Source organism: Rhodococcus sp. IEGM 1354, from assembly GCF_030056855.1.
Taxonomy (GTDB): Bacteria; Actinomycetota; Actinomycetes; order Mycobacteriales; family Mycobacteriaceae; genus Rhodococcoides.
In genome coordinates this window covers 166,685-181,985 of the sequence record NZ_JASHKT010000001.1, presented here as the reverse complement: position 1 = coordinate 181,985, position 15,301 = coordinate 166,685, and the positions used below count along the sequence as shown (strand labels likewise).

Sequence of the window (15,301 nt, the reverse complement as noted above, 5' to 3'; positions counted from 1 at the left end):
CCCGTCGTCGACATACGTCACAGTGACGTTACGACCTGGTATGACTGGTCCTGAAAAAACGCGGCTATTTTTTCTTCTGAGCTTCCATCATCTCGACAATTCTTTGAAGGTCGTCGACCGACCCGAATTCGACGACGATCTTGCCTTTTCGCTTGCCCAGACTCACCGTCACCCTTGTGTCGAACGAATCGGAGAGGCGATCGGCCACATCTTGAAGGCCCGGCATCTGGATCGGCTTGCGCTTCGGCGCCGGTTCGGGGGACTTACCGTCCTCGCGATTGGCCAGAGTGACGGCTTCTTCCGTCGCTCGAACCGAGAGACCCTCGGCCACGATGCGCGCAGCCAACGATTCCTGTGCATCCGATCCCGCGTCCAACGACAGCAGCGCGCGTGCATGTCCCGCCGAGAGAACACCGGCCGCGACCCGTCTCTGTACCGGAATCGGCAACTTCAGCAGACGGATCATGTTGGTCACGACGGGTCGCGACCGTCCGATCTTGGCCGCGAGCTCCTCGTGCGTCACATCGAATTCCTCGAGCAACTGCTGATACGCCGCCGCCTCTTCGAGGGGATTGAGCTGAACGCGATGGATGTTTTCGAGCAGCGCGTCCCGCAACATCGCGTCGTCTGCGGTTTCCCGGACGATCGCAGGGATCTTCTCCAGGCCCGCTTCCTGACTCGCGCGCCACCGCCGCTCGCCCATGACCAGTTGATACTTGGCATCTCCTGCAGCTGCGGACCCGGATACCCGACGCACCACGATCGGCTGCATGAGACCGAATTCGCGAATCGAGTGCACCAGTTCGGCCAGGGATTCGTCGTCGAAGACGTGCCTCGGCTGTTTGGGATTTGCCTCGATTCGGTCCGGCGAAATCTCGCGATACACCGCACCGACGGGGGAGAGGTCGTCTCCGTTCAGCACCGGCGGCGTCGGAGTCGGTGCCGTTGCGGTCTCTGTTGTGTCGTCCGATGACGCTGCCTTCTTGGGCTTCGTCGACGTATCCGGCTTGTCCTTGGCGTTGCGGTCGGCACCGATGATCACGTCGGCTGCTGCATTGCCGAGGCGCGGTCCGGCATCGGGGCCCGTGGGGATGAGCGACGCGAGTCCGCGCCCCAGACCGCCCTTACGTGCTTGACTCATGTCCCTACTTCTTTCGTGCGTCGATGCCGGCCGAGCGAGCAGCGAGCTCTCGTCCGGCGTCCAAGTAACTCATTGCTCCACGCGAACCCGGGTCGTAATCCAACACCGTCATGCCGTACCCGGGCGCCTCGGAGACCTTCACACTGCGCGGAATCACGGCACGCAGCACGGCATCGCCGAAGTGCTTGCGCACTTCCTCGGCGACCTGATCGGCCAGTTTGGTGCGGCCGTCGTACATCGTGAGGATGACGGTCGAGACGTGCAACTCAGGATTGAGATGGGACTGAACGAGCTCGATGTTGCGAAGCAGCTGCCCCACACCCTCCAGTGCGTAGTACTCGCACTGAATGGGAATGAGCACCTCGGTTGCCGCCACGAGGGCATTGACTGTCAACAGACCGAGTGAGGGTGGGCAGTCGATGAGGATGAAATCGGCGTCGAGTCCGGCCAACTCCTCGACCGACAACGCCGTCTTGAGGCGTCCTTCCCGAGCAACCATCGAGACCAACTCGATCTCAGCGCCCGCGAGGTCGATCGTCGCCGGGATGCAGAACAGCCGCTCACTGTGCGGGCTCTGTTGGATTGCGTCTTTGGCCTTCACTTCGCCGATGAGCACTTCGTAGCTCGACGGCACACCGGAGTGATGCTCGACGCCCAGAGCCGTGCTGGCGTTGCCCTGAGGGTCAAGATCCACCACCAAGACCGTCAAGCCCTGAAGCGCGAGTGCAGCGGCGAGGTTGACCGCGGTCGTGGTCTTGCCGACCCCGCCCTTCTGATTCGCAATCGTCAACATACGGCGTTTCGCCGGCTTGGGCAGCGTCACCGATCCCGGGTGCAGAACCTGACTGGCCCGGTGCGCGGCGGCCCCGATCGGGGTGTCGTCCGTCGAGATCGAGTTGGTGTACTCGAAGCCACTCGTCACCCCCGCCTTGTTGGCAGCTGCGTTCGACGACTTCTTCTTGGACTCTGTTTCACGTGAAACAGCGGGATCCGACCCACCCGACATATGTGCTCCTTAGCGCGGAACTGAATGTGTTCTACGTTCGATACAAACGACGCGGGGCGATTCCCGCAATCGGACCTCAGTGACGACTGAGCCTCCGCGGCTCACGGACTGCCCTGACGACGATGGTGGGCGTCGGCAGAAGACCGACTCCGCACTCCACGACCTCCAGCTTGCCAGCACCCATACGGGTGAGGGAAGTCCTGTCGCGTTCGATCTCTTCACTCGCACTGGAACCCTTGAGCGCAAGCATCCTGCCGCGTTCGTGAACGAGGGGCAGAGACCATTTGGCGAGCTTTTCCAACGGGGCCACAGCTCTCGACGTGACGACATCCGCGCCGCCGGCTTCCTTCTTCACGCCGGGCTGTTCGGCCCGCCCGCGTACGACCAACACGTTCAGATCGTGCTCGTCGATGAACTCGGCCAAGTAGACCGTCCTACGAAGAAGAGGCTCGACGAGCGTCACCCGAAGATCCGGTCGAGCGATGGCGAGAGGAATGCCGGGGAGGCCCGCACCGCTGCCGATGTCGACCACGGTCTCACCCTCGTCGATCAGTTCGCCGATCGCGGCGCAGTTGAGAATATGCCGCTCCCACAGACGCGGCACTTCGCGTGGACCGATCAGCCCCCGTTCGACCCCGGCGGTAGCCAAGGACTCGTGATATCTCCGGGCGAGATCCAGTCGATCTCCGAACATCTGCTCGGCGACGGCCATCAACTCGGTGCTATCCGACGCTTCTTGTTCCACGTGAAACATCATCCCGTGCTCGGGCACGGATCGCCAAACGACACCTCTGTAAGTCGTACAGGTCGCGAGCTTCCGGGACATGAAGCGCTAGTTTGCTGGGTCGCGCGCAGCGAGCCACCATCCGTGCGACCGCTCTTTCGACGGTTCATCCTTCCCGCCAGTTCGCCGTTGCGGAGCACGCCGGTGTTTCACGTGAAACCGTGCCAGGGTCCGACGGCTGGGGACTCATCGGTTGCGTGCAGTAGGAGCGACCGACCCAATGTCCTCAGCGCCCTGCAACGAACTCGCGCACCAAGTGATATCGACTAGGACTTCCCGTCCCGGCGATAGTGGACGAGATGCCCGTACGACCAGACCCATCCGGTACCGGAGCCGTTCCCGTCGCCCGTCCGATAAGGAGGCGTCAGGCTGGGGACTCCAAGTACATCGCCTCCCTACGCCCACTGCCGTCGTGGGTCCTCGGCACGGGCGCCTTTGACGCTTGCTCCATAGGCCCTCGGCGAGCTCGCCGAGGGAAGCACCCCACCGGCACACTGACCCGACCGCCATCACGGGTCCAACAGAATCCGGCGATCCGATGAGGCCACCCCAAGGACGGCGTCGAGGACTGCGTTCACTGAAGTGCATCCGTCCATCCATCCAGGGTTTGAGCAACCAATTCGTCGAGACGAGTCGTAACTCTGATAGCCGTGTCCGTGCTGTCGGGCGCGCCCCCCCGCCGTTTCACGTGAAACCGGGCAGCTCGCTCTGGTCGGACAGCGTCGGCAGATTCGTCCCCGACTGACACCGCAATCGATGTTGCCTCGACCGAGCCCACTAGGCGTCACACTCACTCCCGACCGCCGCCTGGCCCCACAGCACCCAGCTCGAAGCCGACCCCACAACCCCTCGTTGGGACCGGCTCTTACGAGCACCCGCCGTGGCGTCGTCCGCGATTGGCGTGCCCACGCTTTCGGTACAACTGGACAGCTGCGGGAATCGTTTAACCTGTCGCTAAATGTCGCGCGGCTCGGACTGCTGCTCGCGCCTGGCTGCCGGCGGCTGTCGCGAGCACCCAGCGACCGGTCGCAAGATCGCCGCGCGGCTCGGACTGCTCCTCGCGCCCGGTTACGGCCGGCTGTCGCGAGCACCCAGCGACCGGTCGCAAGATCGACGCCCGGTTCGGACTGATCCTCGGGCCGGGCCCACATATCGTCGTGAGCATCGGCCGGACCGTATCCAAGACCGTCGGACGCTTCGACGGCAGGATCGTGCCGTAGACCGTGTTTCACGTGAAACACGATCCGACTCTGCGGGTCAGGTTCGCCGTCGACGTCGCCGTCGTCTCGATAACCGTCAGTCCGGCTCGGCGCTGAGTTCTGCAACGGGTCCTGCTGACGATAAGTCTGGACGTCAGATTCGCAGGCGCCCCTCGGGTGCCTCCGATCGGTTGGACCACGTCACCCGCAGACGCAACTCGAAGACGACGACTGCACGGCGGTCGAGGGCGGCAACGTCGATCCCTCCTCGAGCAAATGGGGTCGGACGCATGCAGCGAGCCGACGTCAGTCGTCGTATCGAGCCCAGTTTCGAAAAGATGTCAGCTGACCAACAAGCGTGACTGTTTCACGTGAAACACGCGCACTCGTCCAAACCCCTGGCGGGTCAACCTGGGTTGGTGGTTGTCCCTACACCACCGTCGTATCCATGAAGCGGTGCCCGGATGCACCCACGATGAGTGATCCCGCGTTCGCAGATATTCGAGATCCAATGCTGGGGTAGTGAGTCCAGCTGAGCGTGAAGCGGCCGATGGCGACTACGCGCTGCCGCCCGCCACCCGTCGCGCCATCACGAACCAACCATGATCATCCGACACCACCTGCATCGTCGCCGCCCCCGGACACTCCGCCGTCGCATTCCAGAACGAGGTCATCATCGCCCACACGGCAACTGCTACGCCTCATACCTCGGAGTGTTCGCGAAACAAGCACGGCACAGCGACAACCCACCGTCCGCCGATCGGCTCACGTCTTCATCGGATCGCGTTTCGGCAATTGAGGAGTACACCTTCTTCCGACACGACAGCAGAGTTCGCGGTCGCGAACTAACCCGGTGTGCCAGGCCGATACACGGAGGCCCGCCTGCCGTGTAGTCGCGCAATGGGCCACGGTGACGATGTGCCCGCTGCGGGCGCGCATCGCGGCAAACGAACCGACGGTCGTGTCGTCCGCTGTACCACCGCGGCTGGTTCCTTCCTCGGACTTGGAACTGAGCAACCACGTGCGTTGATGCCGAAAGAACTCTGTAGGCGCTTCTGAGCGTCTGCACGATGGGTGGTGTCGACTACTCACAATCGGCTGGGGTCCAAGACTTGGTTGACACCTCGACCCCACCAAGCGGTGAAGCATTCCTCGATCATCGGCTGTCGACTAAACGGGGCCGAGATCCGGTCGCGTGATCTGCTTAGACATAATCGCCAGAAGGGGAGACGCCTCGACCTATCGATCGGCATCTGCCTCAGCGTTCGTTTCACGTGAAACATCGACCGTCACGTGGAATGACGGACAGAACCGGCCCTGCTGCCGCCCCGTCACAGTGACGAAAGCGTCCGATACCGATAAACCCACTGTTTTCCGCTCTCGGAGCCCAACCGATCGGCTACACACGCCGCAAATTACATCTGTGCAATTCACACTGAGCATTCGACACAAACGACAATGGCCCCCACCGAAGTGGGGGCCATCGCTTACCGAGAGTGTTTACGCCTTGACGACGACTACCCGTCGAGCGGGTTCGACGCCGGTACTTTCGCTCGCAACGCCGTCGATCCTGGCGACTGCGTCGTGCACGATCTTCCGCTCGAACGGAGTCATCGGAGTCAGTTCTTCACGCTCTCCGGATTCGAGTACTCGACGTGCTGCTTCGGCACCCAGGTTCCCGAGCTCGGTGCGTCGCTTGGCGCGCCACCCGGCGACGTCGAGCATCAGCTTGCTGCGCTCGCCCGTCGACTGCTGCACAGCCAGACGGGTCAGTTCCTGCAGAGCGTCGAGTACCTCGCCCTTGCGACCGACGAGCTTGGCGAGATCGTCTCCGCCGTCGATGCTGACGATCGCGCGATCACCCTCCACATCGAGGTCGATGTCTCCGTCGAAGTCGAGCACGTCCAAGAGCTGCTCGAGGTAGTCGCCGGCGATTTCGCCTTCCTCGACCAAGTAATCCTCGTCGTCTTCGTCGTCCTCATCCGAATCGTCTTCATTCGAGTCCGCAACGTCATCGACACTCGTGGGAACCGACGGCGTCTTCTGTACGGCGTCGTCGACGGTTGCTTCGTCGTCGGACTCCGTCTCGAGAGCACTCACCTGATCGGTCTCGACCATCACGTCACCCACTCCATCCCCAGCTGCTGCGTTCAGTACTTCGTCGTTCTGTGCTTCTTCGGCGTGCGCTGCCATGTTCGTCCTTCTCTCGACGTGTCGGTCAGCGCCGCTTGCGCTTGGTCGACTTGTTCCTGTTCGCCTGCGGTCTCGGTTTGCTCGGCGTGGCCGACCCCGACGAGGACTCCGTCCCGGTGGTTCCGGCATCGGTGGAGGACTCTTCACCTGTCGGTGCCATCTTCGAGAGCTTCGGCCGAGCACCGGGCTTGGGCTTGGTGGTCGAGACCGGCTTCACTCCGGGCTTGGGCGCATTCTCCGAGCGCTTCTCGACGGCGGCCGCTACCTTGGCGGCCTCTTCCTTGTCGATCTTGCCGAACACGAGGTGCTGCTGCGCGTAGGTCCAGGTGTTGTTGCTGACCCAGTAGAGCAAGATGGCGACCGGCAACAGCGCACCAAACACCAGAACACCCAGCGGGAACACGTACAGGGCGAGCTTGTTCATGATGGCGGACTGCGGGTTTGCGGCCGCTGCGGCGCTCTGCCGTGCCACCGACGCACGTGAGTTCAGGTGCGTCATGACGGCCGCGATGATCATCAGGGGGATGGAGACAGCCGCGATGACCCACGTGGACGGAATGGTCGCGTCGGGACCGACGGCGAAGGCGTTGAGCTGATCCTGCGGCATGGTGATCCAGGCCGAGATGGGAGCGCCGAACAGGCGGGCATCCAGGAACGACTGAACATCGGCAACGCTGAACGCATAATTCGAGAGTTCGCGGTTCTGTTCCGGACTCAGGCCGAGCTGCCCGACACCGGTACCGGTGCGGTTGAACGAGCGAAGCACGTGGAACAGGCCGATGAACACCGGTGCCTGTGCCAACACGGGGAGGCAGCCCATCAACGGGTTGAAGCCGTGTTCTTTTTGCAGCTTCTGCATCTCGACGGCCATTTTTTGCTTGTCTTTGCCGTACTTCTTCTGCAGCGCCTTGATCTGCGGCTGCAGTTCCTGCATCTGCCGCGTCGTGCGGACCTGCTTGACGAAGGGCTTGTACAGGATCAGCCGGAGGGTGAAGACGAGGAAGACGACGGACAATGCCCAGGCGAAGCCATTGCTGGGATCCTGGAACACAAAGCCGAACACCTTGTGCCACACCCAGAGAATCCAGGCAACCGGGTAGTAAATGAAGTCGAGCACGGCTCTATGTACTCCTCTGTTCTTCCACTCGCAGGAGATCGTGGTGTTCTTCGGTTTCGGTCAGCTCGGTGACGGTTGCGCGCCACCTACCGGGTTCGGGCACCGGGTCCCAGCCTCCAGAGTGCCAGGGAGCACATTTGAGGAGGCGGACGACTGCCAGGAGCGAGCCCTTCGGCATCCCGTGCACCTGGAGCGCCTCGATGGCGTATTCACTGCAGGTGGGGGAGAAGCGACAGGTAGGGGGCCGCATCGGGGACACATAGGTCCGGTAAAACACGATGCAGTAGACGAGAGTTCGAGCAGGAATGGAACGAAGGTTGCCCATGAATGTCATGACGGCGGACCCTTCGGAGCTTCGAGTAGACCGAGCTTCTTCAAACCTGAACGCAGTTGAACGTGTAGATCTGCCGAGGATGCATGCGCAGCACCCGGAAGTGCTCGAATGACCACGTCGGTGTTCACCGCGAGCCCGTCGATCACCTCGGCACAGATATGCCGAAGCCGGCGCGCAACTCGATGACGAGTTACGGCCGGCCCGACTGCCTTGCTGACGATCAATCCGAAACGTGGCCCATGAACGGTGGATGCGATGTCCTGCTCGTGACGCGCAACTGCGTGTACGACCAGGTCCGATCTACCCATTCGGCGTCCTCGACGCATCACCACGGTGAAATCACGTGCGCGATGCAGCCGATTCGGCTCAGGAAGCATCCCGAGCTCCAAGCGTCGGACGAACGGTTATCAGGCTGTGAGTTCTTTGCGGCCCTTGCCGCGACGTGCGGAAACGATTGCACGACCCGCACGGGTACGCATACGAAGACGGAAGCCATGAACGCGCGCGCGGCGGCGATTGTTCGGCTGGAACGTCCGCTTGCCCTTGGCCACGGTCAACACTCCTCGAGATTCGACGACGCCGATCTGTCGGCGCCTGCTGTAAAGGTTCTCAGCGAGTTCGGATGAACTCGCTAGCCTCCCGAGCGAGAAATCCGAGTGAAGACAGACTGTGAGCAGCCAGCAAGCATCGGCCACCTCGCTATTGGGTGACTGTTCGAGAGTACTGATCGAGTCACCGGTGGTCAAACTCGCTCGGAACCGACTGACCCGACGATTCATACACAGGCCCCGGACCGCAGAGACCTCGAGCCGGCCGAATGACGACGACATCTGTCGTTCCGCGGCGCCGCGCAACTGGTCGTTGCTGCGATCGAACGACTGACAATGGCTATCGCCGCAGGTCAGACTGTCGTATACGTACTACCACGCCACTCGGTGACGGTTGGGCTCACATCGGTGTCGTTTATCCACACCTGTGGATAATTGTGTGGAAACACAGTTCAGGTGGCATATTCGTACCTTGCGGGGTCCACCGAAGGACCCTGGTCTCGGCCGCGGAGGCGCACGATCGACGACGCTATCCGACGACGCGGTTGCGCGGGTTCGAAACGCCGCACCGAATCGGTTGTCGGAGTCCGGCGAGACCTACAAGCTCGACGACGGAGGGATCGACGTGAACGACGATCCGGATGCGCTTGCGCGCATCTGGCCCGAGGTAGTCGCGGAGCTGACGTCCGACCGACACAGTGGGTCGCCGCTGACCAAGGGCCAGAAGGCCTGGCTCGCGCTGGTCAAACCGCTCACGTTGACTCAGGGCTTCGCTCTGCTCGCCGTCCCGTCGACCTTCGCTCAGGAAGCGATCGAACGCGACCTGCGCGAACCCATCCTGGGAGCTCTCGGGCGTCATCTGGGACAGGGTGTCGAAGGTCTCGGCGTTCGTATCTCCGCTCCCGAGGACGAGAAACTCGAAACCGAGCGATCGACGTATCCCGATGCCGTCAGTTCCCCGACGTACCGGCGCCGCGTCCTGACCAGCCGCGACGACGAGCCGTCGGACTCCGAGACAGCCGATTACGAGGAAGTCGACGACGAGCGCGAGGCGCTGGCCAGCGTCCAGAACTCGTGGCCGACGTACTTCACCAAACCACCGGAGTCGACGCCGCCGTCGTCGGGTGCGAACAGCCTCAACTCGAAGTACACCTTCGACACGTTCGTGATCGGCGCCTCCAACCGGTTCGCGCACGCCGCCGCGGTAGCCATTGCCGAAGCACCCGCCCGGGCCTACAACCCGTTGTTCGTGTGGGGGGCATCGGGCCTGGGCAAGACGCACCTGCTGCACGCGGCCGGGCACTACGCGCAGCGCCTGTTCCCGGGGATGCGCGTGAAGTACGTCTCGACCGAGGAATTCACCAACGACTTCATCAACAGTCTCCGTGACGACCGCAAGGTGGCGTTCAAGCGCCGCTACCGCGAGACCGACGTGCTGCTGGTCGACGACATTCAGTTCATCGAGGGCAAGGAAGGTATCCAGGAGGAGTTCTTCCACACCTTCAACACGTTGCACAACGCCAACAAGCAGATCGTCGTCTCGTCCGACCGACCACCGAAACAGTTGGCGACCCTCGAGGAGCGGCTGCGTACCCGCTTCGAGTGGGGCCTGATCACCGATGTGCAGCCGCCGGAGCTCGAGACGCGGATCGCCATCCTGAGCAAAAAGGCTCGGATGGATCGACTCGACGTGCCGCACGACGTCCTGGAGCTGATCGCAAGCCGGATCGAGCGCAACATCCGCGAGCTCGAAGGCGCCCTCATTCGCGTGACGGCATTCGCCTCCTTGAACGGACAGGCCCTCGACCTCACCCTCGCCGAGGTCGTCCTGCGTGATCTGATTCCCGATTCGTCCAGCTTGGAGATCAACGCGGCCACGATCATGGCCGTTACCGCCGAGTACTTCGATACCTCCATCGAGGACCTGTGCGGGCCTGGTAAGGCCCGCGCATTGGCCATGGCCCGGCAGATAGCGATGTATCTCTGTAGAGAGCTCACCGACCTGTCTCTACCGAAGATCGGTCAGACGTTCGGCCGAGATCACACGACGGTGATGTACGCGGACAAGAAGATTCGCAAGGAGATGACCGAGCGTCGCAAGGTGTACGACCAGGTCCAGGAGTTGACGGCGCGCATCAAGCAGCGCTCGAAGCGATAGCTCCACCAGTTCTGCGGCCATGACGGCGACGGCGCCGATTCCCATCACGGGGGTCGGCGCCGTCGCCGTTCTCGTCCGTCATCGCGGTCGTTGTGGTCAGACTCGGCCGTCGATCATCCTCGATCCCCAGCCGATCGAGGATCGATTCCGGGCCGATTCCGGGCCGATTCGGATGACATTTCGGAGCCGTCGACCATTGATTCACACCTGTGGATAACCATGTGGACAACCGTCGAGTTCTGGGGATGGAATGTGGGCGCCTGTGCACCGATGCGATTGGTCCACAGGCAGCCGTCCGTCAACCGCAGATTGGTCCCGAGTTCATCCCCACGACACCACGCCTAGCCACCAGCATCGCGAGGGCTCCATGCACAGATTGCACAGGACCTATTAATACTTCTGTTTTCTCCTTGAAAGAACTTCTTTGAAAACAGGTGTTGGGGAACGATCCGTTCACAGCCCCCTTCCGACGACCGCATCGGTGCCCTTCGCGGCCTCGCCCGAGCTTTCAACTTCGTCTCGAAGGGCATACGGTGTGCTTGCGCTGGATGTGCCAGACTCGTCGTTGCATCGGTTGGAGCCGCGACGATCGTGGTCGCACCGCTCGACTGTGCACACGAATGCCCCGAACGAGAGGAAATGCCGAGCGATGGAGCTTGGAAGTTTGAAGTTTCGCGTTGCTCGTGAAGATTTTTCCGATTCCGTGGCGTGGGTGGCCCGCAGCCTGCCGTCCCGGCCGCCCGTTCCCGTTCTCGGTGGCGTTCTGCTTGCTGCCGACGAACAGGGTCTGACGGTCTCGGGCTTCGATTACGAGGTCTCCGCCCAGGTGAAGGTTTCGGCCGAAGTGGCCACCGCAGGACGAGTTCTGGTGTCGGGCAAGCTACTTGCCGATATCACCAAGTCGTTGCCGAACAAGCCCGTCGACGTCACCGTCGACGGGACTCGCGTTCTCGTCAACTGCGGAAGCGCAAAATTCTCGCTGCCGACGATGCCGGTCGAGGACTATCCTCAGCTACCCGAGTTGCCCAGCAACACCGGTTCGCTGGCCGGTGATGTGTTCTCCGAGGCAATTGCCCAGGTCGCCATTGCGGCGGGCAAGGACGACACGCTTCCCATGCTGACCGGTATCCGTGTCGAGATCGACGGCACCAACGTCGTGCTGGCTGCGACCGACCGATTCCGGTTGGCGGTTCGTGAGGTGGACTGGACTCCCGCCGGTGCCGACACCACCACTGCAGTGCTGATTCCGGCGAAGACCCTGTCCGAGTCGGCCAAGACTCTCGGCGGCAACGCGGGTTCGCCCGTCGAGCTCGCTCTCGGTTCGGGTTCCTCCATCGGGAGCGACGGTTTGCTCGGAATCGTCAGCGACGGGCGCCGCACGACCACTCGTCTGCTCGATGCGGAATTCCCGAAGTTCCGTCAGTTGCTCCCGGCAGAGCACACCGCCGTCGCGACGCTCGAGATCGCGTCGCTGGTCGAGGCCATCAAGCGCGTGGCTCTCGTCGCCGAACGCGGTGCGCAGGTGCGTCTGGAATTCAACGCCGAAGGTGTGCTGCTCTCGGCAGGCGGCGACGATGCCGGCCGCGCCGAGGAAGCTCTGCCGGCCGACTTCCAGGGCGAGGCGCTCACCATTGCGTTCAACCCGGGGTACCTCATCGACGGCCTGTCCTCCTTGCACAGCGAGAAGGTCACGTTCGGTTTCACCACCCCGAGTCGGCCTGCAGTGCTGCGTCCGACGTCGGACGAGGAGCTGGTGCCCGACGATTCCGGTAAGTTCGCGGCGCCTCAGTCCCAGTACACCTATCTGTTGATGCCGGTCAGGCTGCCGGGCTGATCCTGCCTGGTTACTGTTGGAGCTGCGGGATCGTACGAGTCGTTCCGCCGACTCCACTCCCGCTCGACCGGATTTACACCTGACACAGACAAGGACGCTTCCTCATGCAGCTGGGCTTGGTCGGTCTCGGAAAAATGGGCTTCAACATGCGCGAGCGGCTGCGCGAGCACGGCCACGAGGTCATCGGTTACGACCCGAGGCCCGAGGTGACGGACACCCCGTCGCTCGCCGGTCTCGCGGAGTCCCTCACCGCTCCCCGGGTGGTGTGGGTGATGGTGCCCTCCGGCCAGATCACCCGGGACACCATCACCGGGCTCGGGGATGTTCTCGAACCGGGCGACCTGGTGATCGACGGTGGAAACTCGCGTTTCACCGATGACAAGCCCAACGCAGAACTGTTGGACGCCAAGGGAATCGGATACATCGATGCCGGTGTTTCGGGCGGCGTCTGGGGTTTGAAGAACGGCTACGGCCTGATGGTCGGCGGAGACGACGAGCACGTTGCACGCGCTATGCCGATCTTCGACGCCCTGCGACCGGAAGGGGAACGCGCGGACGGATTCGTCCACGCCGGCCCTGTCGGTGCCGGGCATTATTCGAAGATGGTGCACAACGGCATCGAATACGGACTGATGCAAGCGTACGCCGAGGGCTACGAAATCCTCGAGGCCGAAGAATTGGTGCAGGACGTGCAGGGCGTACTGCGGGCCTGGAGCAAGGGCACCGTCGTGCGGTCGTGGTTGCTCGATCTGTTGGTCGAGGCACTCGGTCAGGATCCGGAGTTCAGTGAGATCTCGGGGTACACCGAGGACTCGGGCGAGGGTCGATGGACCGTCGAGGAGGCCATTCGGCATGCCGTACCCGCCCCGGTCATCTCTGCAGCTCTGTTCGCGAGATTCGCTTCGCGACAAGAAGATTCGCCTGCCATGAAGGCAGTGTCGGCGTTGCGGAACCAGTTCGGCGGTCATGCCGTCAAGAAGGCGGATGCGGACGAGACACTGCGCGCACCCGCGCCGAAGAACACCGAGTAAGTGTTCGTCCGGTCTTTGCAACTTCACGATTTCCGGTCCTGGGACGACGTCATCGTCGACCTGGGCCCGGGATCGACCGTGTTCGTCGGGCCCAACGGACACGGTAAGACCAACCTGCTGGAATCACTCGGTTATCTGTCGACGCTGTCCTCGCACCGGGTCTCGACCGATGCGCCCATGATCAGGGCAGGTGCGTCCACCGCGTTCGTCGGCAGCGCCGTGGTCAACCACGGACGTGAGTTGATCATCGACGTCGAACTGCTCGAGGGCAAGGCGAACAAGGCGAGGATGAACAGGTCCCCGCTGCGTCGTCCACGAGAAATTTTGGGTGTACTCCAGAGTGTGTTGTTCGCGCCCGAGGACCTGTCTCTGGTGCGCGGCGACCCGAGTGAGCGCCGTCGGTATCTGGACGAGCTGCTCACCACCAGAATTCCTCGAATGGCCGCGGTGCGTGCCGATTACGACAAGGTGCTGCGTCAGCGGTCGGCACTGCTCAAGACCGCCACCGGGGCGCTCCGCCGAGGTTCGTCGTCGACCGACGGCTCGAGCGCTCTGGCCACGCTCGATGTCTGGGACGGCCATCTTGCTGCCCATGGTGCCCGATTGCTCTCGGCCAGAATATCTTTGGTACACGAGTTGATGCCCTTCGTGCAGCAGGCCTACGAGTCGATCGCACCGGAATCGCGGCTCGCAACGTTGTCCTATCGCTGCAGCCTCGCCGAGGCACTGCCGCCGGAATTCTCCGATGCCGGCCGAGCACCGGAGTCCGACGACGTCGATGTGTTGGAAGCTGCCTTCCTGCACCAACTTTCGGTGATGAGGCAGCGAGAGATCGAACGTGGGGTGTGTCTGGTCGGCCCCCATCGCGACGATCTGGAATTGATGCTCGGCGACCGACCCACCAAAGGCTTTGCCAGTCACGGTGAATCGTGGTCGTATGCGCTTTCTCTTCGGCTCGGCTCCTTCTCGCTGCTGCGCGAGGACGGGACCGACCCTGTCCTGATGCTCGACGACGTGTTCGCCGAGCTCGATCGCAAGCGTCGCACGGCCCTGGCGGCAGTCGCGGCCGACGCGGAGCAAGTACTGATCACCGCGGCGGTTCCCGAGGATGTACCACCCGAACTCGATGCACGACGGTACGGTGTCGAGGCTCGACAGGAATCCGATTCCGGTGCGGCAGGGCGTATTTCGACTATCACCGAGCTGTCGACGTCGGAGAGTGAGGTGTCATGAGCGACGACCCGAACTCACCCGTGCCGGATGAGCAGCCGGAGTTGAAGGGCGTCGACCTTGCTCGTCGGGCGCTCGAAGATGCCCGGGCGGCAGCCAAGGCGAGCGGAAAGTCGGTCGGTCAAGGTCGTTCGTCACCGACCGGGGGTGTCCGGGCGCTGCGGGGGCGTCGACGACGGGGTTGGTCGGGAGCCGGCCCCGACGATCGAGATCCGCAAGCGTTCGGTGCACTGGCCAATTCGATCGCGTCCAAACGCGGTTGGTCGGCCAAGGTATCCGAGGGTGCCGTGCTGGGGCGGTGGCCCAGCGTCGTCGGTGAGGACATCTCTGCACACGCCGACCCCACCGGCCTCAAGGACGGAGTGCTCAGTATCTCCGCCGAGTCGACTGCATGGGCGACGCAGCTTCGACTGATGCAGTCGCAGATTCTGGCGAAGATCGCGGCGGCGGTGGGCCACGGCGTGGTGACGTCGCTTCGGATCACCGGGCCGACGACACAGAGCTGGCGAAAAGGCGAGCGCCACGTCAAGGGTCGTGGTCCGCGGGACACCTACGGATAGTGAGTGTTCCCAATGTCGGTTCGGCGTAATCGCTGGTCGACGTGATCCTCAACAGATGTTGGGGGCGGTGTTGCTGTGAGGCAGTTGGTATGCGTAGCGTGATTCGGGACACGCAACGGTCGGGGGACCGAATACTGTTCCATGCGGCCATCGGACGAGGAGAAGT

The 15,301-nt window shown here is 62.8% G+C and carries 13 protein-coding genes; 5 read left to right on the top strand and 8 right to left on the bottom strand.

The genetic code is table 11. From position 1 onward, the window contains the following. Positions 1-64: 64 nt before the first annotated feature. The 8 genes from QM588_RS00965 to rpmH all read right to left on the bottom strand — a co-directional run bounded on the left by QM588_RS00965 (position 65) and on the right by rpmH (position 8,325). Positions 65-1,141 carry a ParB/RepB/Spo0J family partition protein gene (locus tag QM588_RS00965; protein ID WP_283310927.1) on the bottom strand — a complete coding sequence of 359 codons (1,077 nt, stop codon included), beginning with the start codon at positions 1,139-1,141 and terminating at the stop codon, positions 65-67. A 4-nt stretch (positions 1,142-1,145) separates the two neighbouring features. Continuing rightward, the gene (locus tag QM588_RS00960) at positions 1,146-2,147 is read right to left on the bottom strand and encodes a ParA family protein (RefSeq protein ID WP_027495008.1); all 1,002 of its coding nucleotides are present in this window, start codon (positions 2,145-2,147) and stop codon (positions 1,146-1,148) included. A 76-nt stretch (positions 2,148-2,223) separates the two neighbouring features. After that, complete coding sequence (gene rsmG / locus QM588_RS00955; RefSeq protein ID WP_032371601.1) at positions 2,224-2,901, bottom strand: 16S rRNA (guanine(527)-N(7))-methyltransferase RsmG; 678 nt, start codon at positions 2,899-2,901, stop codon at positions 2,224-2,226. A gap of 2,729 nt (positions 2,902-5,630) precedes the next feature. Next, a complete protein-coding gene (locus tag QM588_RS00950) occupies positions 5,631-6,323 on the bottom strand; it encodes a Jag family protein (RefSeq protein WP_283310926.1) in 693 nt (230 codons plus the stop codon). Positions 6,324-6,348: 25 nt separating this feature from the next. Continuing rightward, complete coding sequence (yidC, locus tag QM588_RS00945) at positions 6,349-7,440, bottom strand: membrane protein insertase YidC (RefSeq protein WP_283310925.1); 1,092 nt, start codon at positions 7,438-7,440, stop codon at positions 6,349-6,351. A gap of 4 nt (positions 7,441-7,444) precedes the next feature. After that, a complete protein-coding gene (gene yidD / locus QM588_RS00940; protein ID WP_283310924.1) occupies positions 7,445-7,774 on the bottom strand; it encodes a membrane protein insertion efficiency factor YidD in 330 nt (109 codons plus the stop codon). Beyond that, on the bottom strand, positions 7,771-8,151 hold the full coding sequence (gene rnpA, locus QM588_RS00935) for a ribonuclease P protein component (RefSeq protein ID WP_032367623.1): 381 nt from the start codon (positions 8,149-8,151) through the stop codon (positions 7,771-7,773). The genes yidD and rnpA overlap by 4 nt, the downstream gene beginning before the upstream one ends. 30 nt (positions 8,152-8,181) lie before the next feature. Continuing rightward, positions 8,182-8,325: a 50S ribosomal protein L34 gene (rpmH, locus tag QM588_RS00930; RefSeq protein ID WP_026347786.1), complete on the bottom strand. Its 144-nt coding sequence runs from the start codon at positions 8,323-8,325 to the stop codon at positions 8,182-8,184. A gap of 622 nt (positions 8,326-8,947) precedes the next feature. On the opposite strand from rpmH, the gene dnaA reads away from it, so the two are divergent. The 5 genes from dnaA to QM588_RS00905 all read left to right on the top strand — a co-directional run bounded on the left by dnaA (position 8,948) and on the right by QM588_RS00905 (position 15,135). After that, positions 8,948-10,480, top strand: coding sequence for a chromosomal replication initiator protein DnaA (gene dnaA / locus QM588_RS00925; protein ID WP_027495001.1), 1,533 nt, complete (start codon positions 8,948-8,950; stop codon positions 10,478-10,480). Between the two features lie 649 nt (positions 10,481-11,129). After that, the gene (gene dnaN / locus QM588_RS00920) at positions 11,130-12,314 is read left to right on the top strand and encodes a DNA polymerase III subunit beta (protein ID WP_032407801.1); all 1,185 of its coding nucleotides are present in this window, start codon (positions 11,130-11,132) and stop codon (positions 12,312-12,314) included. 104 nt (positions 12,315-12,418) lie between these two features. Continuing rightward, a complete protein-coding gene (gene gnd, locus QM588_RS00915) occupies positions 12,419-13,345 on the top strand; it encodes a phosphogluconate dehydrogenase (NAD(+)-dependent, decarboxylating) (RefSeq protein ID WP_027494998.1) in 927 nt (308 codons plus the stop codon). Next, a complete protein-coding gene (gene recF, locus QM588_RS00910; protein WP_283310923.1) occupies positions 13,346-14,578 on the top strand; it encodes a DNA replication/repair protein RecF in 1,233 nt (410 codons plus the stop codon). It abuts the gene before it with no gap. Continuing rightward, positions 14,575-15,135 (top strand): DUF721 family protein, encoded by a 561-nt coding sequence (locus tag QM588_RS00905; protein WP_283310922.1) that lies wholly within the window; start codon positions 14,575-14,577, stop codon positions 15,133-15,135. The genes recF and QM588_RS00905 overlap by 4 nt, the downstream gene beginning before the upstream one ends. Positions 15,136-15,301: the final 166 nt, after the last annotated feature.

Coding starts and splice junctions, on each gene's coding strand:
- QM588_RS00965 (WP_283310927.1), bottom strand. CDS start 1,141: ATGAGTCAAGCACGTAAGGGCGGTCTGGGGCGCGGACTCGCGTCGCTC.
- QM588_RS00960 (WP_027495008.1), bottom strand. CDS start 2,147: ATGTCGGGTGGGTCGGATCCCGCTGTTTCACGTGAAACAGAGTCCAAG.
- rsmG (WP_032371601.1), bottom strand. CDS start 2,901: ATGTTTCACGTGGAACAAGAAGCGTCGGATAGCACCGAGTTGATGGCC.
- QM588_RS00950 (WP_283310926.1), bottom strand. CDS start 6,323: ATGGCAGCGCACGCCGAAGAAGCACAGAACGACGAAGTACTGAACGCA.
- yidD (WP_283310924.1), bottom strand. CDS start 7,774: ATGACATTCATGGGCAACCTTCGTTCCATTCCTGCTCGAACTCTCGTC.
- rnpA (WP_032367623.1), bottom strand. CDS start 8,151: ATGCTTCCTGAGCCGAATCGGCTGCATCGCGCACGTGATTTCACCGTG.
- dnaN (WP_032407801.1), top strand. CDS start 11,130: ATGGAGCTTGGAAGTTTGAAGTTTCGCGTTGCTCGTGAAGATTTTTCC.
- gnd (WP_027494998.1), top strand. CDS start 12,419: ATGCAGCTGGGCTTGGTCGGTCTCGGAAAAATGGGCTTCAACATGCGC.
- QM588_RS00905 (WP_283310922.1), top strand. CDS start 14,575: ATGAGCGACGACCCGAACTCACCCGTGCCGGATGAGCAGCCGGAGTTG.